Raw genomic sequence first — 25685 nt, forward strand, 5'->3', positions numbered from 1 at the left:
GCACTTCACGGGCCCTCATTTCCACGCAGTGATGACGAGAACGCCATGGCCGGGCTGATTCCCCAGAGCTTTATTGACGACCTTCTGAACCGCACCGACATCGTCGATGTGGTCAGCTCGCGCCTGCAAATGAAGAAGGCGGGCAAGAACTACACCGCCTGCTGCCCGTTCCACAAGGAAAAGACCCCGTCGTTCAGCGTCAGCCCCGACAAGCAGTTCTACTACTGCTTCGGCTGCGGCGCGGGCGGCAACGCCCTCGGCTTTATCATGGACCACGACAACCTGGACTTCCCCCAGGCCGTCGAGGAACTGGCCAAAGCCGCCGGCATGGAAATCCCCCGCGAAGAAAGCGGCCGCCCGCACAAACCGCGGCAACCCACCGATTCGCCGCTGTACCCGCTGCTGACCGCCGCCGCCGACTTTTATCGCCAGGCGCTCAAGAGCCATCCGCAGCGCAAGGCCGCCGTCGACTACCTCAAGGGGCGCGGCCTCACCGGCGAAATCGCCCGCGACTTCGGCCTGGGCTTCGCCCCGCCGGGCTGGGACAACCTGTACAAACACCTGAGCAGCGACACCCTCCAGCAAAAAGCCATGATCGACGCCGGCCTGCTGGTGGAAAACGCCGAGACCGGCAAGCGCTACGACCGCTTCCGCGACCGCGTGATGTTCCCGATCCGCGACAGCCGTGGCCGGATCATCGCCTTCGGCGGCCGGGTGCTCGGGGACGACAAGCCCAAGTACCTCAACTCGCCGGAAACCGCAGTGTTTCACAAGGGCCAGGAACTCTACGGCCTGTTCGAAGCGCGCAAGAACAACCGCAACCTCGACGAAATCATCGTGGTTGAAGGCTATATGGACGTGATCGCCCTCGCCCAGCAAGGCCTGCGCAATGCCGTGGCGACCCTGGGCACCGCCACCAGCGAAGAACACTTGAAGCGCCTGTTCCGCGTAGTGCCCAGCGTGCTGTTCTGCTTCGACGGCGACCAGGCCGGCCGCAACGCCGCCTGGCGCGCCCTCGAAGCCACGCTGCCGTGCCTGCAGGACGGGCGCCGCGCACGCTTCTTGTTCCTGCCCGAAGGCGAAGACCCGGACACCCTGGTCCGCTCCGAAGGCACCGACGCCTTCCGCGCGCGCATCAACCAGCATGCGCAGCCGCTGGCGGACTATTTCTTCCAGCAACTGACCGAAGAAGCCGACCCGCGCTCCCTCGAAGGCAAGGCGCACATGGCCACCCTCGCAGCGCCGCTGATCGACAAAGTGCCGGGCGCGAACCTGCGCACCCTGATGCGTCAACGCCTGCTGGAAATCACCGGACTGAGCGGCGAAGCGGTCAGCCAGCTGGTCCACAGCGCACCGCAAGATGCGCCGCCGGCCTACGACCCAGGCATGGATTACGACGCCATGCCGGACTATTCCGACTTCCACCAACCGCAGGAGGCCTACACGCCCCAGCAGGAGTGGACACCGAAAAAGCCCGGCGCCGGCGGCAAGAAATGGGACAAGAAGCCCTGGAACAAAAACGGCAAGCGTGGTGACCGCGACGAGGCCTACGCCCCGCGCACCCCGGTGGCCGTAGAGGCGCCGACGCTGATTGCCCTGCGCACGCTCATCCACCATCCGCAATTGGCGGGCAAGGTCGAGAGTGCCGAGCACTTTGCCAACGAGAGCAATACCTATGCCCAGGTACTGATCGCGCTGATCGAGGCGGTGCAGAAAAATCCTAAGCTAAACTCCATTCAGCTGATGGCTCGCTGGCATGGCACCGAACAAGGGCGGTTGTTGAAAGCACTCGCAGAAAAGGAGTGGCTAATTGACGGCGATAACCTTGAACAACAGTTTTTAGACACCATTACTAGGTTATCCGCGGGTCAGCACACGCAGACCCTCGATGAACTCATCAAGAGAGCGAGGCAGCCGGGATTATCGGCTGAAGAGCAAATTCAGATAGCAAAACAGATGCGTGACCTCTTAAAACAGAATGTTTCCGCATCAAACCCGACCTCAGCTGGCGCGTGAGGTCATAGCTCGGGTATAATCCTCGGCTTGTTTTTTGCCCGCCAAGACCTTCAGTGGATAGGGTGTTATGTCCGGAAAAGCGCAACAGCAGTCTCGTATCAAAGAGTTGATCACCCTGGGTCGTGAGCAGAAGTATCTGACTTACGCAGAGGTCAACGATCACCTGCCTGAGGATATTTCAGATCCAGAGCAGGTGGAAGACATCATCCGCATGATCAACGACATGGGGATCCCCGTACACGAGAGTGCTCCGGATGCGGACGCCCTTATGTTGGCCGACGCCGATACCGACGAGGCAGCCGCTGAAGAAGCCGCTGCCGCGTTGGCCGCGGTGGAGACCGACATCGGTCGCACGACTGACCCTGTACGCATGTATATGCGTGAAATGGGTACCGTCGAGTTGCTGACACGCGAAGGCGAAATCGAAATCGCCAAGCGTATTGAAGAGGGTATCCGTGAAGTGATGGGCGCAATTGCGCACTTCCCTGGCACGGTTGACCACATTCTCTCCGAGTACACTCGCGTCACCACCGAAGGTGGCCGCCTGTCCGACGTCCTGAGCGGTTATATCGACCCGGACGACGGCATTGCGCCACCTGCTGCCGAAGTGCCGCCGCCTGTCGACCCGAAAGCCGTGAAAGCGGACGACGATGCCGAAGACGACGATGCCGAAGCCAGCACCGACGACGAAGATGAAGTCGAAAGCGGTCCAGACCCGATCATCGCTGCCCAGCGTTTCGGTGCGGTTTCCGATCAAATGGAAATCACCCGCAAGGCCCTGAAAAAGCACGGTCGCTCCAACAAGCTGGCAATTGCCGAGCTGGTGGCGCTGGCTGAGCTGTTCATGCCGATCAAGCTGGTGCCGAAGCAATTCGAAGGCCTGGTCGAGCGTGTTCGTAGCGCCCTTGAGCGTCTGCGCGCACAAGAGCGGGCGATCATGCAGCTCTGTGTGCGTGATGCGCGCATGCCGCGTACCGACTTCCTGCGCCAGTTCCCGGGCAACGAAGTTGACGAAAGCTGGACCGACGCTCTGGCCAAAGGCAAGGCGAAATACGCCGAAGCCATTGGTCGCCTGCAGCCCGATATCATTCGTTGCCAGCAGAAGCTGACCGCACTTCAGACCGAAACCGGTCTGACGATTGCCGAGATCAAGGACATCAACCGTCGCATGTCGATCGGTGAGGCCAAGGCCCGCCGCGCGAAGAAAGAGATGGTTGAAGCGAACTTGCGTCTGGTGATCTCCATTGCCAAGAAGTACACCAACCGTGGCCTGCAATTCCTCGATCTGATCCAGGAAGGCAACATCGGCTTGATGAAGGCGGTGGACAAGTTCGAATACCGTCGCGGCTACAAGTTCTCGACTTATGCCACCTGGTGGATCCGTCAGGCGATCACTCGCTCGATCGCCGACCAGGCCCGCACCATCCGTATTCCGGTGCACATGATCGAGACGATCAACAAGCTCAACCGTATTTCCCGGCAGATGTTGCAGGAAATGGGTCGCGAACCGACCCCGGAAGAGCTGGGCGAACGCATGGAAATGCCTGAGGATAAAATCCGCAAGGTATTGAAGATCGCTAAAGAGCCGATCTCCATGGAAACCCCGATCGGTGATGACGAAGACTCCCATCTGGGCGACTTCATCGAAGACTCGACCATGCAGTCGCCAATCGATGTAGCCACCGTTGAGAGCCTTAAAGAAGCGACCCGCGACGTACTGTCCGGCCTCACTGCCCGTGAAGCCAAGGTACTGCGCATGCGTTTCGGCATCGACATGAATACCGACCACACCCTTGAGGAAGTCGGTAAACAGTTTGACGTGACCCGCGAGCGGATTCGTCAGATCGAAGCCAAGGCGCTGCGCAAGTTGCGTCACCCGACGCGAAGCGAGCATCTGCGCTCCTTCCTCGACGAGTGATCCCAGAACCCCCGGCCCAGGCCGGGGGTTTTGCTTTCTACCGATTACTTTTTATAGATTCACCGCCGCGCCCTCCCTCCCCCGCAATGCCCGTCTACACTCGAAACATTCCCCGTGCCATAACGAGACCGTTATGCCCAGATTGCCGACCGTGCTTTTGCTGTCGCTGCTGACCTGGACCGCAACGGCTGGCGCCTTGACTCTCACGGAGGATGAGCGTGGCTGGTTGGCGGACCATCAGGAGCTGCGCCTGGGGGTGGATGCCTCCTGGCCGCCCTTCGAATACCGCGACGAGAACGGACGCTACCAAGGCTTGGCGGCGGATTACGTGCGCCTGATCCAAGACCGCCTGGGCGTCCGGATCAAGCTGATCGAGCCGGTGAACTGGAGCGCCGTCCTCGAACAGGCCCGCAACAACCAGCTCGACCTGCTGCCGGGCATCATGTCCACCCCCGAGCGCCAGGCCTACATGGCGTTCACGCGGCCTTACCTGGACTTCCCCATCGTCATCCTCGCCCATGAAGGCGGTGCGCAACCGCACAACCTGAAGGACCTCTATGGGTTGAAGATTGCCGTGGTGGAAAACTACGCGCCCCATGAATTGCTGCGCACCCACCACCCCGACCTCAACCTGGTGGCCTTGCCGAATGTCAGCTCGACCCTGCAGGCGCTGGCCACCGATGAAGTGGACGCAGTAGTCGGCGACCTGGCTTCGAGCGTATGGAGCCTGCGCCAACTCAAGCTCGATGGCTTGTACGTCAGCGGTGAAACGCCCTACCGCTACCAACTGGCGATGGGCGTGCCTCGTGAAAACAAAATGCTGGTAGGGATTCTGGACAAGGTCCTCGCTGACCTCAGCCCGGACGAAACGCAAGCGATCCAGCGACACTGGGTCGGCAGCCTCACCGATCACCACACGTTCTGGACGGATCTGCTGACGTATGGCCTGCCCACGATACTGCTGCTGAGCAGCGTATTGGTCGTCGTGATTCGGATCAATCGTCGGCTCAGTTCGGAAATTTCCCGCCGCGTCGCCCTCGAGCAGGAACTGCGCAGCAGCGAATATCACTATCGCGGCCTGGTGGAGAGCTTGTCCGCCATTGCCTGGGAAGCCAGCATTAGTGATTTCACCTACAGTTACGTGTCTCCGCATGCCGAAGAACTGCTCGGTTACCCCCGCGCCCATTGGCTGATTCCAGGCTTCTGGCGCAGCATCATTCACCCCGCCGACCTGACGCGCACCGAAGCCTATTGCTACCGCGAAACCCGCGCCAGCCGTGATCACAGCGTCGATTACCGGGTGATCACCGCCGACGGCCGTTGCCTGTGGGTACGCGATATTGTCAGCCTGATCGAACACGGCCATGAACCGGTGCTCCGTGGCTTGATGATCGACATCAGTGACGCCAAGCACACGGAAGAGGCGCTGCAATTGTCCGAGCAAAAATTTGCCTCGGTGTTCCAACAGTGCCCAGACATTCTGGTGATCGCACGAATGTCCGACGGCTGCCTGTTGGAGGTCAACAAAGCGTTTGAGGACCAGGTGGGCCTGAAGGCCGAAGACGTGATCGGTAAAACCGCTACTTCGCTGAATATCTGGGGTATCCCGGGCATCGGCCCGGACCTGCTGCAACGGCTGCAGACCACCAGCATCCGCAACCTGGAAATGCGCTTTCTGCGCAGCAACGGCCAAGCCTTTACCGGGCTGATTTCCGCCGAACCGTTCCAACTCGACACGACCGAAGCCCTGGTAGTTGTGGTGCGAGACATCACCCAGCTCAAGGAAACCCAGCAACAGCTGCAAACCTCCGAAGAGAAATTCGCCAAGGCCTTCCATGCCTCGCCCGACGGTTTGCTTTTGAGCCGTCAGAGCGATGGCCAACTGATCGAGGTCAACGAAGGGTTCAGCCGCATTACCGGCATCGCCAGCGTGAGTTCCCTCGACCAGTCAACCCTGGACCTGGGCATCTGGGTCGACCTCAACGAACGCAAACACATGCTGGAGCTGCTGCAACGCGACGGGTTTGTCCGCGATTTCATCTGCCATATCCGCCGCAGCGACGGGCAGATCCGGCTGTGCGAGTTGTCCAGCCGCCCACTGCCCATCGGCGATGACGACTGCATGCTGACCATCGCTCGGGACATTACCGAGCGCCAACAGATGCAGGAAAAACTGCAACAGGCCGCTACCGTCTTCGAAAGCACCGCCGAAGGCGTGTTGATCACCGACACCCGGCAAAACATCAGCGCCGTGAACCGCGCCTTCAGCGAGATCACCGGCTACAGCGAAGCCGAAGCCCTCGGCCACACCCCGCGCCTGCTCGCCTCCGGCCTGCATGACAGCGCATTCTATGCCGCGATGTGGCACCAGTTGACCACTCACGGGCATTGGCAGGGCGAGATCTCCAACCGTCGCAAGAATGGCGAGGTCTACCCCAGTTGGCTGACCATCAGCGCCGTGCGCAACCGCGACCAGGCGATCACGCACTTCGTCGCGGTGTTTGCCGACATCTCCAGCCTCAAACACGCCCAGGCCCGCCTCGACTACCAGGCCCATCACGACCCGCTGACCGGCCTGCCCAACCGCACCCTGTTTGAAAACCGGCTACAGGCCGCGCTCAACAATCAACAGGAGAGCGGCCACCAGGGCGCCGTGCTGTTCCTCGACCTGGATCGCTTCAAACACATCAACGACAGCCTCGGCCACCCGATCGGCGATCTGCTGCTCCAGAACATCGCCGTGCGCCTCAAGGAGCAACTGCGCGACATCGACACCGTCGCCCGCCTGGGCGGCGACGAATTCATCATCCTCCTGCCCGGCCTGCAGCAAGCCAGCGACGCCCAGCACCTGGCCAATAAACTGCTGGCCTGCTTCACCCCGCCGTTCCAGGCGGGTGAGCACGAGTTTTTTATCAGCGCCAGCATCGGCACCAGCCTGTACCCCCAGGACGGCATGGACGTCGCCACCCTGGTCAAAAACGCCGACGCCGCGATGTACCGCTCCAAGGCCAAGGGCCGCAACCGCGTCGAAGGCTACACCCGCGACCTGACCGCCCAGGCCAAAGAACGCGTGGCGCTGGAACATGAACTGCGCCGGGCCATCGAACGCGATGAGCTGAGCCTGTATTACCAACCCAAACGGAGCCTGGAGACCCAGCAACTGATCGGCGCCGAAGCGCTGATCCGCTGGCACCACCCGACCTTCGGCGACGTACCGCCCGAACACTTCATCGCCCTGGCCGAAGAGAACGGCATGATCCTGCAGATCGGCGATTGGGTCCTGGAACAGGCCTGCCAACAAATGCACGCCTGGCAAACCGTGTTCGATCACTTCGGCCCGCTGTCAGTCAACCTCGCCGGCGCACAACTGCGCCAGCCCAACCTGCTGTCACGCATCGAACAGCTACTGCGCGATTACCGCCTCGAACCCGGCTGCCTGCAACTGGAGATCACCGAAAACTTCATCATGAGCCAGGCCGAAGAAGCGCTGGACGTGCTGCACCAACTCAAACGCCTGGGCGTACAACTGGCAATCGATGATTTCGGCACCGGCTATTCATCCCTCAGCTACCTCAAGCGCCTGCCCCTGGACTTCCTGAAAATCGACCAATCCTTCATCCGCGGCCTGCCCGACGACCCCCACGACGTGGCGATCGTGCGCGCCATCATTGCCCTGGGCCACAGCATGCAATTCACCATCATCGCCGAAGGCGTAGAGACCCCCGCACAACAAACCTTCCTCGCCGCCGAGGGCTGCGAACAGATGCAAGGCTACATCGTCAGCCTGCCCCTGCCCCCGGAGCTTTTTGCCGCAACGTTTCTTCGTATGAGGGTTCAGGATTTTTCGGATAGCACAGCGGAGAAACCATCGCTATAATCCGCGACCTGTTAAGGGCCTATAGCTCAGTTGGTCAGAGCAGAGGACTCATAATCCTTTGGTCCACGGTTCAAGTCCGTGTGGGCCCACCAATTCGAAAGCCGCGCATTGCGCGGCTTTTGTGTGTCTGTCGCTGCCGTTTTAGCCAGCGCCCTCGCCCTCAGGCTCACGTCGCAAACAACTGCCCGATATCCCGGAACGCCTTGAACTCCAACGCGTTACCGCAGGGGTCAAACAAAAACAGTGTCGCCTGCTCCCCCACTTGGCCTTTGAAGCGAATGTGCGGTTCCAGCACGAACGCGGTCTGCCGTGCCTGCAAGCGCGCCGCCAGGGCATGCCAGTCGTCCCAGCTCAATACCACGCCGAAATGCGGCACGGGGACGTCGTGGCCGTCGACTGCGTTGGTGTGCGCCGCAGCCTGGGAGGCTGTTTTGGGGTGTTCATGAATCACCAGTTGATGGCCGAAGAAGTTGAAGTCGACCCAGTGGTCGCTGGAGCGGCCCTCTTGTAGGCCGAATACCTCAGCGTAGAAATGCCGGGCAGCCGCCAGGTCGAATACCGGAATAGCCAAGTGAAAAGGTGCCAGTGTCATCAGGTCAAACCTTTGTGGGTCGTGAAGTGCTCTGAGTTTAGCCTTGCTCCCGGCGATGAAAAGACGCCGCAAGCCTGTAACATATGCCCCCTATCCGTCCGCACCGGAGCTGCCCTTGCCTGTCCTCGATGAAATCGACCGCCAACTGATCGCCGCGTTGCAGATCAATGCCCGTGAAAGCGTCGCCATGCTGGCACGGCAACTCGGCATTGCGCGCACCACGGTGACGTCGCGCCTGGCTCGTCTGGAGAAAACCCAGGTGATTACCGGTTATGGCGTGCGCCTCGGCCAGCGTGTGGTGGATGGCGGGCTGCAGGCGTATGTCGGCATCACCGTGCAGGCGCGCTCGGGCAAGGACGTGCTGCGCAAGCTCAGCGCCATGGCCCAGGTTCAGCAACTGTGCGCGGTGAGCGGCGAGTTCGATTACGTGGCATGGCTGCGCACCGATTCGCCAGAACAGCTCGATCAATTGCTGGACCAGATCGGCAGCGTCGACGGCGTGGAAAAAACCACCACGTCGATCATCCTCAGCAACAAACTCGATCGCAGACAACCAATCTGACCGCCAACCTCGTCACTTTGACTGAAAACAATTCAATTCGACGACACTTTGCGTCTTATTAACGAACGCTACGCTCCCTAAACTGGCTGCCATCTTTTCCTATACTCAGCGGGTACGTCCCGCGAGCCGCTAGTAAGGTCAGCCATGAGCATTCCGTCCAGCAGCATCAGCAAGACCAATCGCCACCCCGCCGACGGTAAAAAACCGATCACCATCTTCGGCCCGGATTTCCCCTTTGCGTTTGATGACTGGATCGAACACCCCGCCGGCCTGGGCAGTATTCCGGCCGCCAACCACGGCGCCGAAGTGGCGATCGTCGGCGCCGGGATCGCCGGCCTGGTGGCCGCCTACGAACTGATGAAGCTGGGCCTCAAGCCCGTGGTGTACGAGGCCTCGAAGATGGGCGGCCGTTTGCGCTCCCAGGCGTTTGAAGGCGCCGAAGGGATCATCGCCGAGTTGGGCGGCATGCGTTTCCCGGTGTCGTCCACCGCGTTCTACCACTATGTCGACAAGCTCGGCCTGGACACCAAACCCTTCCCCAACCCGCTGACGCCGGCTTCCGGCAGCACGGTCATCGACCTGGAAGGCCAGACCCACTACGCACAAAAACTGTCCGACTTGCCTGCACTGTTCCAGGAAGTGGCTGACGCGTGGGCCGACGCCCTGGAAGCCGGCTCGCAGTTCGGCGATATCCAGCAAGCCATTCGCGACCGCGATGTGCCGCGCCTCAAGGCGCTGTGGAACAAACTCGTGCCGCTGTGGGACGACCGCACCTTCTACGACTTCGTCGCCACCTCCAAGGCCTTTGCCAAGCTGTCCTTCCATCACCGCGAAGTGTTTGGCCAGGTCGGCTTCGGCACCGGTGGCTGGGATTCGGACTTCCCCAACTCCATGCTGGAAATCTTCCGCGTGGTGATGACCAACTGCGACGACCATCAACACCTGGTGGTCGGCGGCGTGGCGCAGGTGCCCATGGGTATCTGGCGCCATGTGCCGGAGCGCTGCGCCCACTGGCCGGCGGGCACCAGCCTGAGTTCGCTGCACAGCGGCGCGCCACGGGCCGGGGTCAAGCGCATTGCCCACGCGCCCGGCGGCCGTTTCGCCGTGACCGACAACTACGGCGATACCCGCGAATACGCCGCCGTGCTGACCACCTGCCAAAGCTGGCTGCTGACCACCCAGATCGAATGCGACGAGACCCTGTTCTCGCAAAAGATGTGGATGGCCCTGGACCGCACCCGCTACATGCAATCGTCGAAGACCTTCGTGATGGTCGACCGCCCGTTCTGGAAAGACAAAGACCCGCAAACCGGCCGCGACCTGATGAGCATGACCCTCACCGATCGCCTGACCCGTGGCACTTACCTGTTCGACAACGGCGACGACAAGCCGGGCGTGATCTGCCTGTCGTACTCGTGGATGAGCGATGCGCTGAAAATGCTCCCGCAGCCCATCGATAAACGCGTGAAGCTGGCCCTCGACGCACTGAACAAGATCTACCCGAAAGTCGACATCAAGGCACGCATCATCGGCGACCCGATCACCGTGTCCTGGGAAGCCGACCCGCATTTCCTCGGGGCCTTCAAAGGTGCGTTGCCCGGTCACTATCGCTACAACCAGCGGATGTACGCGCACTTCATGCAGAAGGACATGCCCGCCGAGCAACGTGGGATTTTTATCGCCGGCGATGACGTATCCTGGACACCGGCCTGGGTCGAAGGCGCGGTGCAAACCTCATTGAACGCGGTGTGGGGCATCATGACCCACTTCGGCGGCCACACTCACCCAGAGAACCCGGGGCCGGGTGATGTGTTCGATGAAATCGGGCCAATTGCCCTGGCCGATTAAGGAGCCAAGCCATGCGTGTCGCCCTGTACCAATGCCCGCCGCTGCCGCTGGACGTGGCCGGCAACCTCGAGCGCCTGCATCGACTCGCGCATGAGGCGTCCGGCGCCGACCTGCTGGTGCTGCCGGAGATGTTCCTCACCGGCTACAACATCGGTGCCGAAGCTGTCGGCGCATTGGCCGAGGCGCAGGATGGCGAGTCGGCGCGAACGATTGCCGAACTGGCGCGAAGTGCCGGGCTGGCAATCCTGTACGGCTACCCGGAGCGCGCCGCGAACGGGCAGATCTATAACGCCGTGCAGTTGATCGACGCCCACGGCCAGCGCCTGTGCAACTACCGCAAGACGCACCTGTTCGGCGACCTCGATCATTCGATGTTCAGTGCCGGCGGCGATGATTTTCCGCTGGTGGAACTCAACGGCTGGAAACTGGGCGTGCTGATCTGTTACGACCTGGAGTTCCCGGAAAACACACGGCGCCTGGCCCTGGCCGGCGCCGACCTGATCGTGGTGCCCACCGCGAATATGGTGCCGTTCGACTTTGTCGCCGACGTCACCGTGCGGGCGCGGGCTTTCGAGAACCGGTGCTACGTGGCCTACGCCAATTACTGCGGGCACGAAGGCGAGATTCAGTATTGCGGGCAAAGCAGCATCGCCGCGCCGGATGGGCAGCGAATCGCCCAGGCAGGCCTGGATGAAGCCTTGATCGTCGGCACGCTGGAACACCAATCGATTCTCGATGCTCGCGCCGCCAATGACTACCTGCAAGACCGCCGCCCCGAACTGTACGGCACGCTGCACAAGCCCTGATCTGGAGGGTTTGCTAGCATAGGCACTTCCCTCGTATCGGAAGTGCCCATGCCTGCGCCGGCCCAGCCCCATCACCTTCACCTGACCCTGGCCAACGGCCTGCGGGTTTCCCTGCGCCATGCCCCGCGTTTAAAGCGTTGCGCCGCTGTTTTGCGGGTGGCGGCCGGCAGCCACGACGTGCCGTTGGCGTGGCCCGGCCTGGCGCACTTTCTGGAACATTTGTTGTTTCTTGGCACTGAACGTTTTCCGAGCGAAGAAGGGCTGATGACCTACGTGCAGCGCCACGGTGGCCAGGTCAATGCCAGCACCCGCGAGCGCACCACGGATTTCTTCGTAGAACTGCCGTTGTCGACCTTTGCCGATGGGCTCGAACGCCTGGCCGATCTGCTGACCCATCCGCGCCTGGCGCTGGACGATCAACTGCGCGAGCGCGAAGTGCTGCACGCGGAGTTCATCGCCTGGTCCCAGGACGCCAACGCGCAACAACAGGTCGCGCTGCTGGAGGGCCTGGCGGCCGATCATCCGCTGCGCGGCTTCCATGCGGGTAATCGCGACAGCCTGCCGGTGGAACGTCAGGCGTTTCAGCAAGCATTGCGGGATTTCCACCAGCACTTCTATCAGTCGGGGCAAATGACCTTGAGTCTGGCCGGCCCACAACCGCTGGCAGAACTGGAACGCCTGGCGCGGCGCTTCAGTGAGCAACTGCGCGCCGGCCCGCGACACCCGCAGGCGGCCCCGCCGGCGCTGATGCCCGCTCATACGCAGCATTTCCAACACAGCGCCGACGGCCATCTGCATCACGTCATCAGCGTCGACGCCCCCAGGGAAGCCTTGGATTTCCTCTGTTTCTGGCTCAACGCCTCGGCGCCCGGAGGGTTGCGCGCAGAACTGCAAGCGCGGCAATTGGCGAGCACCGTGCAGGCCTCCGTGCTCTACCATTTCGCCGGGCAAGCGCTGCTGGATCTCGACTTTACCCTCGGAACTCAAAGCGACGCGGCGACACAGATCGAAGCGTTGTTGTACGACTGGCTGAGCTTTTTCGCACACAGCGACTGGACATCTCTGCGCGAGGAATTCGCCCTGCTCAACGCACGCCAACAGCAGGTCCAAGGCGCCCTCGCGTTGGCGCGGCATGACAGCGAAGAACTCGAAGCGCCGGTGTCGGAGCAGCACGTTGCCGCCCTCAAGACCCTGCTCGACGCCCTGCCGCTGCAAGCCTGCCGACATGCGTGGCAACTGCCGCCCAACAACCCGTTCCTGCGCCCACCCGTGAAGGACGAACGCGCCGGCCTGATTCGCGGCCAGACCAGCGCCCACCGGGGCCTGCGCACCTTTGCCCAGGACCGTTCCCGAGGGCGGCGAGAGCTGTCGGCGTTGTCGTTCAGCCCGGCGTTGGCCGATGCCCATGAGGAAGGCGCGCTCTACCTGCGCTGGCGGCTGGATTGCGCGCGCCCATCGACACTGGAAAACACCCTGGCACCGTTGCGCGAAAATGCCCGCCAGGCCGGCGTCGACTTATCCTTCGACGCGATCGGCAATGACTGGCTGGTGAAGATGGTCGGTCTTCACCAACCCATGCCGGCGATACTCGATGAACTCGCGCGCAGCCTGAACCTGCTTGAGGAGGATCGGCAACACGCCACTGCCGGTACACCGCCGATTGCCATCCGGCAATTGCTCAAGGCGCTGCCGGCGTGCTGTGTCGGCGTTCGACCAAACCCGCCTGCGCCCTCGCTGCCGTGGACCCACGCACGCTGGGAAGGCCTGGGCATTGGGCTGCCCGCCCACTGCGAAGCGGCGCTCAGATCCGCCGCCACCCGCTTGCCCGGGCAACCGGCCATTCTTGAATCCGAATGCCCCAGCCTCAACGGCCAGCGTCTATGGCATGAGGTCCACACCGATGCCCACGATGCGGCCCTGCTGCTGTTCTGCCCGACGCCGACGCGCTCCCTGGCAGATGAAGCCGCATGGCGCCTGCTCGCGCACCTGCTCCAAGGGCCGTTCTACCAACGCCTGCGGGTAGAGCTGCAAATCGGCTACGCGGTGTTCAGCGGTATCCGACAGATCAATGGGCAAACCGGCCTGCTGTTTGGCGTGCAGTCGCCCAGCGTTTCCCTTGAGGGCATCATGCAGCACCTGCGCACCTTCCTCACGCAATTGCCGGCATTGATCGACGCCAGCGACGACCTCGGCCACCCAGCGCTGGCGCAACAATTCACGGCGCAGGCGCTGCCCCTCGCCCAGGCCGCCGAACTGTTGTGGCAGGCGCGCCTGGCCGGCCATCCAGCGGATTATCTGACGCTGCTTCAACACCAGATCCAAGCCCTGACGCACGCGGATCTGCAGCGCGCCGCCCAACAGGTGCAGGACGCCGCGGGCGGCTGGCGCTGCATCGCCAACGGCCCGCGCAGCGGCGGTGACTGGCAATCGGCAGACTGATCGTTGCCGCTGCCGCAATAGGCTTTTTCCACCAAGACAGCGCTAACTTGGAAAAAAATGCGTAATATTCATAGGCACACATCTGAACATCTCCGACTGGAGGTGGACTATATGTATTACTTGGTAGTAAACGTCCCATCCCTTCGTAGGAGTAAGAATATGACTTGGTCCAAACCTGCTTACACTGATCTGCGCATCGGTTTCGAAGTGACTATGTACTTCGCCAGCCGCTGATTGGCTGGGTAAGACAACGCCTCGGCTCGTCCGGGGCGTTTTTGTTTTCAGCTTTGTTTGATGGAGCGGCCATGTTTGTCCAGATTCTAGGTTCCGCCGCCGGCGGCGGCTTCCCGCAGTGGAACTGCAACTGCGCGAACTGCGCAGGCTTTCGTGATGGCAGCCTGCGAGCGCAGGCGCGTACCCAGTCATCCATCGCGATTTCCGACGATGGCGTGAACTGGGTACTGTGCAATGCCTCGCCGGATATCCGCGCACAACTGCAGGGCTTCGCGCCGATGCAACCCGGCCGCGCCCTGCGCGACACCGGCATCAGCGCGATCATCCTGATGGACAGCCAGATCGACCACACCACTGGCCTGCTGAGCCTGCGCGAAGGCTGCCCGCACCAGGTGTGGTGTACCGACATGGTCCATGAAGACCTCAGCAGCGGTTTCCCGCTGTTCACCATGCTCACCCATTGGAATGGCGGCCTGGCCTGGAACCGCATCGAGCTGGACGCCAGCTTCACCATCCCGGCCTGCCCCAACCTGCGTTTCACCCCGCTGCCGCTGCGCAGTGCCGCACCACCGTATTCGCCGCACCGCTTCGACCCGCACCCCGGCGACAATATCGGCCTGATCGTCGAAGACCTGCGCACCGGCGGCAAACTGTTCTACGCCCCAGGGCTGGGCAAGGTGGACGCGCCATTGCTGGAAATCATGGCCGGCAGCGACTGCCTGCTGGTGGACGGCACGATGTGGGACGATGATGAAATGCAGCGCCGTGGCGTCGGCACCCGCACCGGCCGCGAGATGGGCCACCTGGCGCAGAACGGCCCCGGTGGCATGCTCGAAGTGCTGGAGCACCTGCCGAAGCAGCGCAAGGTACTTATCCACATCAACAACACCAACCCGATCCTCGATGAAGATTCTCCCGAGCGGGCCGAGCTGGTGCGGCGCAATGTCGAAGTGGCTTACGACGGCATGAGCATTGAACTGTAGGAGCGAGCTTGCTCGCGAAAAACGCAAGAACACCGCAGATATTCAGGGTGCACGCGTCACCGTTAACGACCTTCGCGAGCAAGCTCGCTCCCACAGGAGACCCATATGACTGATATACCGATGAGCACCGATGCATTTGAAAAAGCCCTGCGGGCCAAGGGCGCCTTCTACCATATCCATCACCCGTACCACGTGGCGATGTATGAAGGCCGCGCCACCCGCGAGCAGATCCAGGGCTGGGTCGCCAACCGCTTCTACTATCAAGTGAACATCCCGCTGAAGGACGCCGCGATCCTGGCCAATTGCCCGGACCGTGAAATCCGCCGCGAGTGGATTCAGCGCCTGCTCGACCACGACGGCGCCCCCGGCGAAGACGGCGGCATCGAAGCCTGGCTGCGCCTGGGCCAGGCCGTCGGCCTCGACCCGGACCAACTGCGCTCCCAGGAGCTGGTGTTGCCCGGCGTGCGCTTTGCGGTGGACGCCTACGTCAACTTCGCCCGCCGCGCCTGCTGGCAGGAAGCCGCCAGCAGCTCGCTGACCGAACTGTTCGCGCCGCAGATCCACCAATCGCGCCTCGACAGCTGGCCGCAGCATTACCCGTGGATCGACCCCACCGGCTATGAGTATTTCCGCACCCGCCTGGGCCAGGCCCGCCGCGATGTCGAACATGGCCTGGCGATCACCCTGCAGCACTACACCACCCGCGAAGGCCAGGAGCGTATGCTGGAAATTCTGCAGTTCAAACTGGACATCCTGTGGAGCATGCTCGATGCCATGAGCATGGCCTACGAATTGAAACGCCCGCCCTATCACAGCGTGACCACACAGCGGGTCTGGCATAAAGGGATCGCCCTATGAGCTTTGATCGCAGCAAGAAACCGACCTGGCGCCAGGGTTATCGCTACCAGTACGAGCCTGCGCAAAAAGGCCATGTACTGCTCTACCCCGAGGGCATGATCAAGCTCAATGAAAGTGCCGCCTTGATCGGTGGACTGATCGACGGCGAGCGCGACGTCGCCACGATCATCGGTGAGCTGGATAAACAATTTCCCGGTGTGCCTGAGCTGGGCAATGACGTAGAGCAATTCATGGAGGTCGCCCGTGCCGAGCACTGGATCACCCTTGCCTGAAAAACCAGCCATCGGCCTGCCCTTGTGGCTGCTCGCCGAGCTGACCTATCGCTGCCCGCTGCAGTGCCCGTATTGCTCCAACCCGCTGGATTTCGCCGAGCAGGGCAAGGAGCTGAGCACCGAGCAATGGTTCAAGGTATTTCGCGAAGCCCGTGAGATGGGCGCCGCGCAGTTGGGCTTTTCCGGCGGTGAACCGCTGGTGCGCCAGGACCTCGCCGAACTGATCGCCGAAGCGCGCAAGCTGGGCTTCTACACCAACCTGATCACCTCCGGCATCGGCCTGACCGAGCAGAAGATCAGCGACTTCAAGAAAGCTGGCCTGGACCACATCCAGATCAGCTTCCAGGCCAGCGACGAACAGGTGAACAACCTGCTGGCCGGCTCGAAAAAGGCCTTCGCGCAAAAGCTGGAAATGGCCCGCGCAGTGAAGGCCCATGGCTATCCGATGGTGCTGAACTTCGTCACCCATCGGCACAATATCGACAAGATCGACCGCATCATCGAGCTGTGCATTGCGCTGGAAGCGGATTTTGTCGAACTCGCCACCTGCCAGTTCTATGGCTGGGCGCAGCTCAATCGCGTGGGGTTGTTGCCGACCCAGGAACAGTTGGTGCGCGCCGAACGCATCACCAACGAATACCGTGCCAAGCTCGAAGCCGAAGGGCACCCGTGCAAGCTGATTTTCGTCACCCCGGATTACTACGAAGAACGCCCGAAAGCCTGCATGAACGGCTGGGGCAGCATCTTTCTGACCGTAACTCCGGACGGTACCGCCCTGCCCTGCCACGGCGCCCGACAGATGCCGGTGCAGTTTCCCAACGTGCGCGACCACAGCATGCAGCACATCTGGTACGACTCTTTCGGTTTCAACCGCTTTCGCGGCTACGACTGGATGCCCGAGCCGTGCCGTTCATGCGATGAAAAGGAAAAGGACTTCGGCGGCTGCCGCTGCCAGGCGTTCATGCTGACCGGGGATGCAAGCAATGCCGACCCGGTGTGCAGCAAGTCCGAGCACCACGGCATCATCCTTCAAGCACGGGAAGAGGCCGAACACGCCACCCAGACCATCGAGCAACTGGCCTTTCGCAACGAGCGCAACTCACGACTCATCGCAAAAAGCTGAGGGCCTCAGCGCTTGGCGATGATGTACACCGCGTGAATGATGCCTGGGAAGTAACCGCACAAGGTCAGCAGAATATTCAGCCAGAACGCGCCGGCGAAACCCACTTGCAGGAACACACCCAGTGGCGGCAACAGAATGGCGATGATGATACGAATGATGTCCATGGGTTCAGCTCCTGAAAATCGGCTCGTGTGAGCCGTGTAGCTAATCGACCTTGGACGTTCGTGAGGGTTCAGTAGGATCTGGCACCGCGACCATCGTTCGCTGCACAAAAAAAAACGCCCCCAGCCAAAAAAAACAAGCTGGGGGCGCCGCGTATACCGCGAGACGGTTCAGGAATAAGGGGTCAGACGGCGATGCCCTTGCGACATTGCAGTTGTGCGGTGCGTACCCGGGAAAAGGCGTGCCCCAGGCGCAGGAGCATTTCGTCGATGTTGCTTTTGCTCACCGTCAGGGCCGGGGTGAAGCGCAGGCAGTTGGGTTGCGGGGCGTTGAGGATCAGTCCTTCGTCCAGAGCCGCTTTTACTACGGCATCCGCAGAATCATCCGATAACGTCAGGCCCCACATCAGGCCCTGGCCGCGCAGTTGACCGTGGCCATAGCGATAAGCCAGGCGAGCCAGACCTTCGCCGAGGTAACAACCAGACTCACGCACATGCTCGAAGAAGCCATGCCCCAGCACAGCATCGAGCACCGCCCCCCCGGCGCAGGCCATCAGCGCATTGCCATGATGGGTGCCTTCCAGCTCACCGACTTCAAAGCAACAAGCCTTGCCACGCGCCAGCAGTGCCGCCAGCGGTACACCACCGCCCAGGCCTTTGCCGAGCGCAATGATGTCGGCGCGTACACCGTAGTACTCTTCGGCGAGCAAGGTGCCGCAACGGCCGATGCCGGTTTGCACTTCGTCGAGGATCAGCAGAATGCCCAGCTCGCGGCACAGCCGCTCGACACCCTTGAGGTAATGCTCGGTCGCCGGGATGACGCCGGCTTCGCTCTGGATCGGCTCGAGCATGATGGCAACGGTTTGCGCGTCAACGGCCGCGTGCAGCGCCGCCAGGTCGTTGAGCGGGACGTGACTGAAGCCCGGCAATTGCGGTTCAAAGCGGTTTTCACGGCTGCTCGCCGAGGCCGACATCGCCGCGAAGCTGCGCCCATGGCAACCGTTGCTGGCGCTGATGATGCGATAAGCACCGCCGCGATACAGCTGACCCCACTTGCGCGCCAGTTTGATCGCCGCTTCGCAGGCTTCCGCGCCGCTGTTGAGCAAATACGCCTGGTCGCTGCCGGTGCGGTGGCACAGGCGGTCGACGAGGTTGAGTTGGGGACGGTTATGCAAGCCGTTACCGGGATTGATCAGCGCCTGGGCCTGATCGGCCAGGGCCCGGATCAATACCTGCGGGCTGTGGCCGAGGCTGTTGGCCGCGCAGCCCTGGCTGAAGTCCAGATAGGCGCGATCATCGCTGTCCCACAACCAGGAACCCTGGCCGCGCACGAAGACCTGCGGGGGGCGCGCTACGGTAGGCATCAGGCATCCACTGGGAAAATCTTCGCCACAAGCATCCAGGATCAGGTCATCCAGACTGGCCGCCGAGCGGCGCAAATTGAACAGGTTCACACTTTTCCTCCCATGGCAACCATGCCGTGGTCGGTATACCCCGCAAAACCTACCTGGAGGTTTTTTGACTTGCCTATGCAAACACCATCAACATAAACGCTAATCATCGCCCGATCTGGCCCTGTAAGCCTTGTGGATAGGCGCTAGACTAGGCGTCTTGGGGGCCAACGGCCATTTCGATTTTCCAGCTTTTTCGATAAGAATTACTTATGGATTTTAAGCAACTGCGTTATTTCGTCGCGGTGTATGAGGAAGGCCACGTAGGCCGTGCCGCTGAGCGTCTGTCGATCTCCCAACCGGCCCTGTCACAGCAGATCCGCCAGCTCGAACAAAACCTCGATGTGAGCCTGTTCGAACGCAGCAGCAAGCGCCTGCTGCCGACCCTCGCGGCCCATACGTTATACAACCACGCCCTGCCGTTGATCGATGGCATGCAGCAAGCCGTGGAGGCGTTGCGCAACTTCAAGGGCCAGGCATTGCGCACCTTGGCCATCGGTGTGTTGCAAACCGTACACACCAGCCTGGTGCCGCAGATGCTGGAGCGTGTGCGCAAGGCCCAGCCGCACCTGGTGGTGCAAATCTACGAACTGACCGGGCTGGAGATTGAACGGCGCCTGCTCAATGGTTCGCTGGACATCGGCATCAGTTACCTGCCGCCCCGCCAGCCGGGGTTGCACGGCGTGCTGCTGTATGAAGATGAGCTGAAGGTGGTCATCCCGGAGGATCACCCCCTGCGTGAATTCAAGAAAGTCTCCCTGACACAAGCGGCCGAGTTGCCGATGTTGCTGCTCGGGGAGGAGTTTCAGATCCGGCAGATCTGGCAGGGCCAGCTATCCAACCTCGGGCGGCGCCCGCAGGTGCAGGCGGAGTTGAATACCATGGTGGGGATTCTCGACAGCCTGCCGCATACCAAACTGGCCACGGTACTGCCGGGACGTTCCCAGGACCAACACAACAGCCAGGCGCTGCTGTGGAAACCCTTGAGTGAACCGAGGGTGCCGCTGAAAGTCGGGTTGGTGTGCCGCGATGTGCAACGCCAGCAAGCGACGTTGGCGCTGCTGCGCACCTTGCTGGAGGACGTGATGAACGCTCCGCAGGTGCCGGGCTGACTTTTTCGCGGGCAAAAGAAAACCCCGCCGAAGCGGGGCTTTGCAGACTGTTTCCCTGACATCCATTTCACTCCGCCATCCTGGCAGAATCCTACGTGTCCGTGTTGTTGCTTTGCGCTTCCTGCGCGACGTCCATGTGAAGTAGATTATCCGTGGATCCAATTTGGCGATAGAGGACGATTAGCAGCACGTCATGTAAGAGAATGCTTACAAAGCCTCTACACCCTTAGAACAGGGCCTCATCCAGCAAGAACAGCGATTCGCTACCGGCTTTTACCGACGCGCTCAACGACTGAATACGCGGCAGCAGACGGGCAAAGTAGAAACGTGCGGTGCCCAGCTTGCTGGCGTAGAAACCTTCCTCGGCTTCTTTGCCCAGCGCCGCCTTGGCCATCCTTGCCCACATGTAGGCGTAGGCCATGTAACCGAATGCATGCAAATACTCCACCGAGGCCGCACCGATTTCATTCGGGTTGCTCTTGGCACGGTCCAGCACCCAGGCCGTCAACTCATCCAGGCTATCCACCGCGGCATTGAGCGGCGCGGTGAACTCAGCCAGCTCCGCGCCCGCGGTGGCGGTGAACTGGCGGATCTCGTCGGCGAACAGGGTGTAGAACGCGCCGCCGCTGCCGACAATCTTGCGTCCCATCAGGTCCAGGGCCTGAATGCCGTTGGTGCCTTCGTAGATCTGGGTAATGCGTACATCACGCACCAATTGCTCCTGGCCCCACTCGCGGATGTAACCGTGGCCGCCAAAGATTTGTTGGCCGAGTACCGTGGTTTCCAGGCCCAGATCGCTGAGGAATGCCTTGGCCACCGGGGTCAGCAAGGCCACCAGGTTATCCGCGCGCTCGCGGGCGGCGGCGTCTTCGCTGAACTTGGCGATATCCAGCTGCATCGCCACATATGTGGAGAATGCACGGCCGCCTTCGTTCGACGCCTTCATGGTCAACAGCATGCGACGCACGTCGGGGTGGACGATGATCGGGTCGGCGACTTTGTCCTTGGCCTGGGCACCGGTCGGCGCACGGCTCTGCAGGCGGTCGCGCGCATATTCAATCGCGTTCTGGTAGGACCGCTCACCGGACGCCAGGCCCTGGATGCCTACGCCCAGACGCTCGTAGTTCATCATGGTGAACATTGCCGCCAGGCCCCGGTTAGCCTCGCCCACCAGGTAACCCACGGCTTGGTCGAAGTTCATCACACAGGTCGCCGACGCTTGAATCCCCATCTTGTGTTCGATGGAGCCGCAGCTCACCGGGTTACGCGCGCCCAGGCTGCCGTCGGCATTGACCATGAACTTCGGTACCAGGAACAGCGAAATGCCCTTCGGCCCCGCAGGCGCATCCGGCAGTTTGGCCAGGACCAGGTGGATGATGTTCTCGGTGAGGTCGTGTTCGCCGCCGGTGATGAAGATCTTGGTGCCGCTGATGGTGTAGGAACCGTCCGCCTGAGGCTCGGCCTTGGTGCGGATAATGCCCAGATCGGTGCCGGCATGCGCCTCGGTCAGGCACATGGAACCGGCCCACTTGCCGGAGTACATATTCGGCAGGTAAGTGGCCTTGAGTGCTTCATTGGCGTGGGTGTTGATCGACACGCAGGCGCCGGAAGTCAGCATCGGGTACAGGCCAAACGCCAGGCTCGACGAGTTGATCATCTCTTCGACTTGCGCCGACACCGCCTTGGGCATGCCCATGCCACCAAACGCCGGATCGCCGCCTACGCCCACCCAGCCGCCTTCGGCGTAGGTGGTGTAGGCCTGTGGAAAGCCGTCCGGGGTGCTGACAACCGTGTCGGCCCAGCGGCAGCCCTGTTCATCGCCGCTGCGGCTGAGCGGGGCGATGGATTTGGCGGTGACTTTACCGGCTTCTTCGAGGATTGCCTCAACGGTTTCGGCGTCGACAGTGTCTGCCAATGCCGGCAATTGGGCCCAAAGTGTGGCGACCTCAAAAACTTCGTTGAGGACGAAGCGCATATCACGCAACGGCGCTTTGTAATCAGCCATGGCAAACCTCGTGAGAACGTGAAAAGTAATTCGATAGGGTCGGTTTTACAGGCGCCGAGTGTACCCGAACAACTTTTCAGACACATAGGGTCCACTTTTGACTGATTGGTATTTTTAAGTCATCAGCCGCCGAATGCCTCCGCAGGCAGACTCATCAGGCACTCGCTGCCCGCTTGCACAGCAGCCCGATGGGTGGCGGTGCGCGGCAGCAGGCGCTTGAAGTAAAAGTCGCAGGTGGCCAGCTTGGCCTTGGCGAAGTCGGCATCGTCGTGGGTCTGCGCCGCGATCGCCATGCGCAGCCACAAATAGGCGAGGACGATGTAACCGCTGTACATCAAGTAGTCCACCGCGGCGGCGCCCACTTCGTCTGGGTTTTTCATCGCGGCCATGCCGACCTCGGTCGTCAGCTCGCCCCATTGCCGGTTCAGTTGATCGAGCTGCGCCACATACGCCTTGAGCTGCGCATGCTCGGCATGCGCCTCACAGAACTTATGCACAATCCGGGTAAAACCGCGCAGCAGCTTGCCCTGGCTGCCCAACACCTTGCGCCCCAGCAAGTCGAGCGCCTGGATCCCGTTGGTGCCTTCGTAGATCGACGCAATGCGGCAATCGCGCACCAATTGCTCCATGCCCCACTCGCGAATAAAACCATGGCCGCCGAACACCTGCATGCCGTGGTTGGTCACTTCCAGCCCGGTGTCGGTCATGAAGGCTTTGCAGATCGGCGTGAGGAATGCCAACAGGTCTTCGGCCTCCTGGCGCTGGCCGGCGTCGGCGCTCAAGTGCGCGGTGTCGAGCAGTTGCGCGGTGAAATAGGTGAGCGCCCGGTTGCCTTCGTTGAACGCCTTCATGGTCAGCAGCATGCGCCGCACGTCGGGATGGACGATGATCGGGTCGGCGGCTTTTTCCGGGGCCTTGGCGCCGGTCAGCGCGCGCATTTGCAGGCGGTCGTTGGCGTACCTGACCGCGCCCTGGAAGCTCGCTTCGCCGTTGCACAGCCCTTGCATCCCGGTGCCGAGCCGCGCGTGGTTCATCATGGTGAACATGCAGTTGAGGCCTTTGTTCGCCTCGCCGATCAAAAAGCCCTTGGCCCCATCGAAGTTCAGCACGCAGGTGGCCGAGGCCTTGATCCCCATCTTGTGCTCGATGGAGCCGCAATGCACCGCGTTGCGCTCGCCCGAATCGGCATGGAACTTGGGCACGATAAACAGTGAGATGCCTTTGGTGCCGGCCGGGGCGTCCGGCAGCTTGGCCAGCACCAGGTGGATGATGTTGGCGCTCAGGTCGTGCTCACCGGCAGAGATGAAGATCTTGCTGCCGCTGACCGCATAGCTGCCATCCGCCTGGGGCACGGCGCGGGTCTTGATCAGGCCCAGGTCGGTGCCGCAGTGGGCTTCGGTCAGGCACATGGTGCCGGTCCATTCGCCAGCGGTGAGTTTGCTCAGGTAGGTGGCTTTCTGTTCGGCGCTGCCGTGGGCGTGGATCGCCGACATCGCGCCGTGGGTCAGCCCCGGGTACATGCCCCAGGAGGTGTTGCTGGAGCCGATCATTTCGCTGAGCACCAGCCCCAGGGATTGCGGCAGGCCTTGACCGCCGTAGGCCGGGTCGGCTGCCACGCCGTGCCAGCCGCCTTGCACATACTGAGCGAAGGCTTCCTTGAAGCCCTTGGGCGTGGTCACCACGCCTTTGTCGAAATGGCAGCCTTCTTCATCGCCGCTGCGGTTGAGCGGCGCGAGCACGTTCTCGCAGAATTTCGCACCTTCTTCGAGGATCGCGCTGACCATGTCCGGGCTGGCGTCCGTCGCGCCAAGGGCGGCGTAGTGAGCGTGGAAATCAAACACGTTGTCGATCAGAAAGCGCATGTCGCGCAGGGGAGCTTTGTACTCAGGCATGGCAATGTCTCCGGCAGCAGATGGTTTCAACCTACTGCCGGCCACCGCCCCGGACAATCACTGTAGCGCCGCTGAATACAGCACCATCACTCAACCGGCAGCACTCTGCGTGCGTACCGCGCCACGGCGGGTTTGCCCGGCCGCAATCACGCAGTTACGCCCCGCGCCCTTGGCGGCATACAGCGCCTGGTCGGCGGATTTGAGCACCTCTTCGGAGGTGCGATGCTCGGCCTGGCGCTCGGCCACGCCGATGCTGACGGTCACCGAGACACTCGACGCACCGCTGCCCGCGCGCCGCTGGCGACCTTGCAGGTCATCCTGCGGGCGGTCCGGGTTGCGCAGCTTGATGTCGTAGTTGGCGATGATCTCGCGGATTTCTTCCAGGTGCGGCATGCATTCATCCAGGGTCTTGCCGGCAAACACCACGGCGAACTCTTCACCGCCATAACGGTAGGCGCGTCCGCCGCCATTGACCTTCGACAGCTTGCTGGCGACCAGGCGCAGCACTTGGTCGCCGACATCGTGGCCATGGGTGTCGTTGAAGCGCTTGAAGTGATCGACGTCGCTCATCGCCAGCACATAGTTGCGCCCCAGTCGCTGCATGCGCTCATTGAGTGCGCGACGCCCCGGCAGGCCGGTCAACTCGTCACGAAACGCCATCTGATAGGCCTCGTGGGCCACCGCGGCCGCAATCATCAGCATCACCTGGCTGCACATGATGTTCAGAGTGAACGGCAGGATAAACGTCTGCGGCAACATCCAGAACAATCCCACCAGCCCCACCATCTGCGCCGCGTGCAGCGGGCGCGGCTGGTACCAGTATTGCGCCACCAGGGTCAGGAAACCGATCAGGAACATCGGGTACGACAGCTGGATCAAGCTCATCCAGGCGCCATGCAGCGCCGGCCAGCGAATTTCCGCCAGCCAGTTCAGCAGCGCCTGGGGATAACTTTGCTCCAGCGCCAACGCGACACTGCCGACCGCCAGCAGCACCGCACAGCGCGCGACAAAATCACGGAACAAGTGGGTTTTTTCCTGCCACAGCCCATAGAGGCCGAACAGCAGCGGCAGCAACAGGCAGCACAAGTGGAACACCACCGCGGCGTCTTCGCGCACGCGGCCGTTGTCGCGGTAGTAGTCGGTCTGGGTGTCGAGCAGGAAGTAGGCGATGTACACCGTGATCATCAGGAACAGTTCACGCTGGCGACGATAGACCGCGCAATACGAACCGCCGAGCAACAGCACCAGGGTCGGCAACACGTTGAACAGCGAGGTGAAGAAGACGTTGAGGTCCTTGACATACGCAGCCGAGAGCCCGGCCAGTAACAGCAGCAATGAAGGGAGGAAATGACTGAAACGTAAAGCGGACGCGCGTGACAAGGGTAAAACTCCGACCCGCCAGGAATGATGGCACTGTGCCTTACTCCAGACAGTTAAACATACCCTGCCCGGCCTGTATCACATTGCCATCACTGTAACGGCAGCCAATCGCAATCCCTGAGCGCCCCGCTGCGTTTTTTATCGGCAAAAAAAAAC

Annotated in this window: 19 protein-coding genes and 1 tRNA gene; 14 read left to right on the forward strand and 6 right to left on the reverse strand. The window is 61.7% G+C overall.

Annotated elements, in window-relative coordinates; translation table 11 throughout:
• Positions 1-45 precede the first annotated feature (45 nt).
• The 4 genes from dnaG to JN756_RS29355 all read left to right on the forward strand — a co-directional run bounded on the left by dnaG (position 46) and on the right by JN756_RS29355 (position 7903).
• Entirely contained in the window at positions 46-2016 is a 1971-nt protein-coding gene (gene dnaG / locus JN756_RS29340) for a DNA primase (protein WP_017847822.1), read from the forward strand.
• A gap of 67 nt (positions 2017-2083) precedes the next feature.
• A complete protein-coding gene (gene rpoD / locus JN756_RS29345) occupies positions 2084-3934 on the forward strand; it encodes an RNA polymerase sigma factor RpoD (RefSeq protein ID WP_017847823.1) in 1851 nt (616 codons plus the stop codon).
• Between the two features lie 133 nt (positions 3935-4067).
• Positions 4068-7811: an EAL domain-containing protein gene (locus JN756_RS29350; protein WP_201021600.1), complete on the forward strand. Its 3744-nt coding sequence runs from the start codon at positions 4068-4070 to the stop codon at positions 7809-7811.
• 15 nt (positions 7812-7826) lie between these two features.
• A tRNA-Ile gene (locus tag JN756_RS29355) sits at positions 7827-7903 on the forward strand.
• 74 nt (positions 7904-7977) lie between these two features.
• On the opposite strand, the gene JN756_RS29360 is transcribed toward JN756_RS29355, so the two are convergent.
• Positions 7978-8403, reverse strand: coding sequence for a VOC family protein (locus tag JN756_RS29360; protein WP_108524955.1), 426 nt, complete (start codon positions 8401-8403; stop codon positions 7978-7980).
• Between the two features lie 115 nt (positions 8404-8518).
• Between JN756_RS29360 and JN756_RS29365 the strand changes: the two genes are divergently transcribed.
• The 9 genes from JN756_RS29365 (at position 8519) to pqqE (ending at position 17528) form a co-directional block, all read left to right on the forward strand.
• The gene (locus tag JN756_RS29365; protein ID WP_017847827.1) at positions 8519-8965 is read left to right on the forward strand and encodes an Lrp/AsnC family transcriptional regulator; all 447 of its coding nucleotides are present in this window, start codon (positions 8519-8521) and stop codon (positions 8963-8965) included.
• Positions 8966-9130: 165 nt separating this feature from the next.
• Positions 9131-10813, forward strand: coding sequence for a flavin monoamine oxidase family protein (locus tag JN756_RS29370; protein ID WP_046385157.1), 1683 nt, complete (start codon positions 9131-9133; stop codon positions 10811-10813).
• Between the two features lie 11 nt (positions 10814-10824).
• Positions 10825-11619 (forward strand): carbon-nitrogen hydrolase family protein, encoded by a 795-nt coding sequence (locus JN756_RS29375; RefSeq protein WP_046381847.1) that lies wholly within the window; start codon positions 10825-10827, stop codon positions 11617-11619.
• Positions 11620-11667: 48 nt separating this feature from the next.
• Positions 11668-14058 carry a pyrroloquinoline quinone biosynthesis protein PqqF gene (gene pqqF / locus JN756_RS29380; RefSeq protein WP_201021601.1) on the forward strand — a complete coding sequence of 797 codons (2391 nt, stop codon included), beginning with the start codon at positions 11668-11670 and terminating at the stop codon, positions 14056-14058.
• A 159-nt stretch (positions 14059-14217) separates the two neighbouring features.
• Complete coding sequence (pqqA, locus tag JN756_RS29385; RefSeq protein WP_003194766.1) at positions 14218-14292, forward strand: pyrroloquinoline quinone precursor peptide PqqA; 75 nt, start codon at positions 14218-14220, stop codon at positions 14290-14292.
• 71 nt (positions 14293-14363) lie between these two features.
• A complete protein-coding gene (pqqB, locus tag JN756_RS29390) occupies positions 14364-15275 on the forward strand; it encodes a pyrroloquinoline quinone biosynthesis protein PqqB (protein ID WP_017847831.1) in 912 nt (303 codons plus the stop codon).
• Positions 15276-15380: 105 nt separating this feature from the next.
• The gene (gene pqqC, locus JN756_RS29395; protein ID WP_017847832.1) at positions 15381-16133 is read left to right on the forward strand and encodes a pyrroloquinoline-quinone synthase PqqC; all 753 of its coding nucleotides are present in this window, start codon (positions 15381-15383) and stop codon (positions 16131-16133) included.
• The gene (gene pqqD / locus JN756_RS29400; protein ID WP_046381845.1) at positions 16130-16405 is read left to right on the forward strand and encodes a pyrroloquinoline quinone biosynthesis peptide chaperone PqqD; all 276 of its coding nucleotides are present in this window, start codon (positions 16130-16132) and stop codon (positions 16403-16405) included. The genes pqqC and pqqD overlap by 4 nt, the downstream gene beginning before the upstream one ends.
• Positions 16398-17528 (forward strand): pyrroloquinoline quinone biosynthesis protein PqqE, encoded by a 1131-nt coding sequence (gene pqqE, locus JN756_RS29405; protein ID WP_017847834.1) that lies wholly within the window; start codon positions 16398-16400, stop codon positions 17526-17528. Before pqqD ends, pqqE begins: the two co-directional genes overlap by 8 nt.
• Positions 17529-17533: 5 nt before the next feature.
• Here the strand turns inward: pqqE and JN756_RS29410 are convergent, their stop codons facing one another.
• Positions 17534-17692: a YqaE/Pmp3 family membrane protein gene (locus JN756_RS29410; RefSeq protein WP_010207008.1), complete on the reverse strand. Its 159-nt coding sequence runs from the start codon at positions 17690-17692 to the stop codon at positions 17534-17536.
• 182 nt (positions 17693-17874) lie between these two features.
• The gene (locus tag JN756_RS29415) at positions 17875-19143 is read right to left on the reverse strand and encodes an aspartate aminotransferase family protein (protein WP_046381844.1); all 1269 of its coding nucleotides are present in this window, start codon (positions 19141-19143) and stop codon (positions 17875-17877) included.
• 209 nt (positions 19144-19352) lie between these two features.
• On the opposite strand from JN756_RS29415, the gene JN756_RS29420 reads away from it, so the two are divergent.
• A complete protein-coding gene (locus tag JN756_RS29420) occupies positions 19353-20252 on the forward strand; it encodes a LysR family transcriptional regulator (protein ID WP_046381843.1) in 900 nt (299 codons plus the stop codon).
• Positions 20253-20478: 226 nt separating this feature from the next.
• Here the strand turns inward: JN756_RS29420 and JN756_RS29425 are convergent, their stop codons facing one another.
• From JN756_RS29425 to JN756_RS29435, 3 genes are all read right to left on the reverse strand, one after another.
• Positions 20479-22257 carry an acyl-CoA dehydrogenase C-terminal domain-containing protein gene (locus JN756_RS29425; RefSeq protein WP_128192548.1) on the reverse strand — a complete coding sequence of 593 codons (1779 nt, stop codon included), beginning with the start codon at positions 22255-22257 and terminating at the stop codon, positions 20479-20481.
• Positions 22258-22379: 122 nt separating this feature from the next.
• Positions 22380-24149, reverse strand: coding sequence for an acyl-CoA dehydrogenase C-terminal domain-containing protein (locus tag JN756_RS29430; protein ID WP_201021602.1), 1770 nt, complete (start codon positions 24147-24149; stop codon positions 22380-22382).
• Between the two features lie 90 nt (positions 24150-24239).
• Complete coding sequence (locus tag JN756_RS29435) at positions 24240-25529, reverse strand: GGDEF domain-containing protein (RefSeq protein WP_057005403.1); 1290 nt, start codon at positions 25527-25529, stop codon at positions 24240-24242.
• Positions 25530-25685: the final 156 nt, after the last annotated feature.

It is taken from the genome of Pseudomonas sp. Y39-6 (assembly GCF_023651955.1).
In the GTDB taxonomy this organism is placed as follows: domain Bacteria; phylum Pseudomonadota; class Gammaproteobacteria; order Pseudomonadales; family Pseudomonadaceae; genus Aquipseudomonas; species Aquipseudomonas veronii.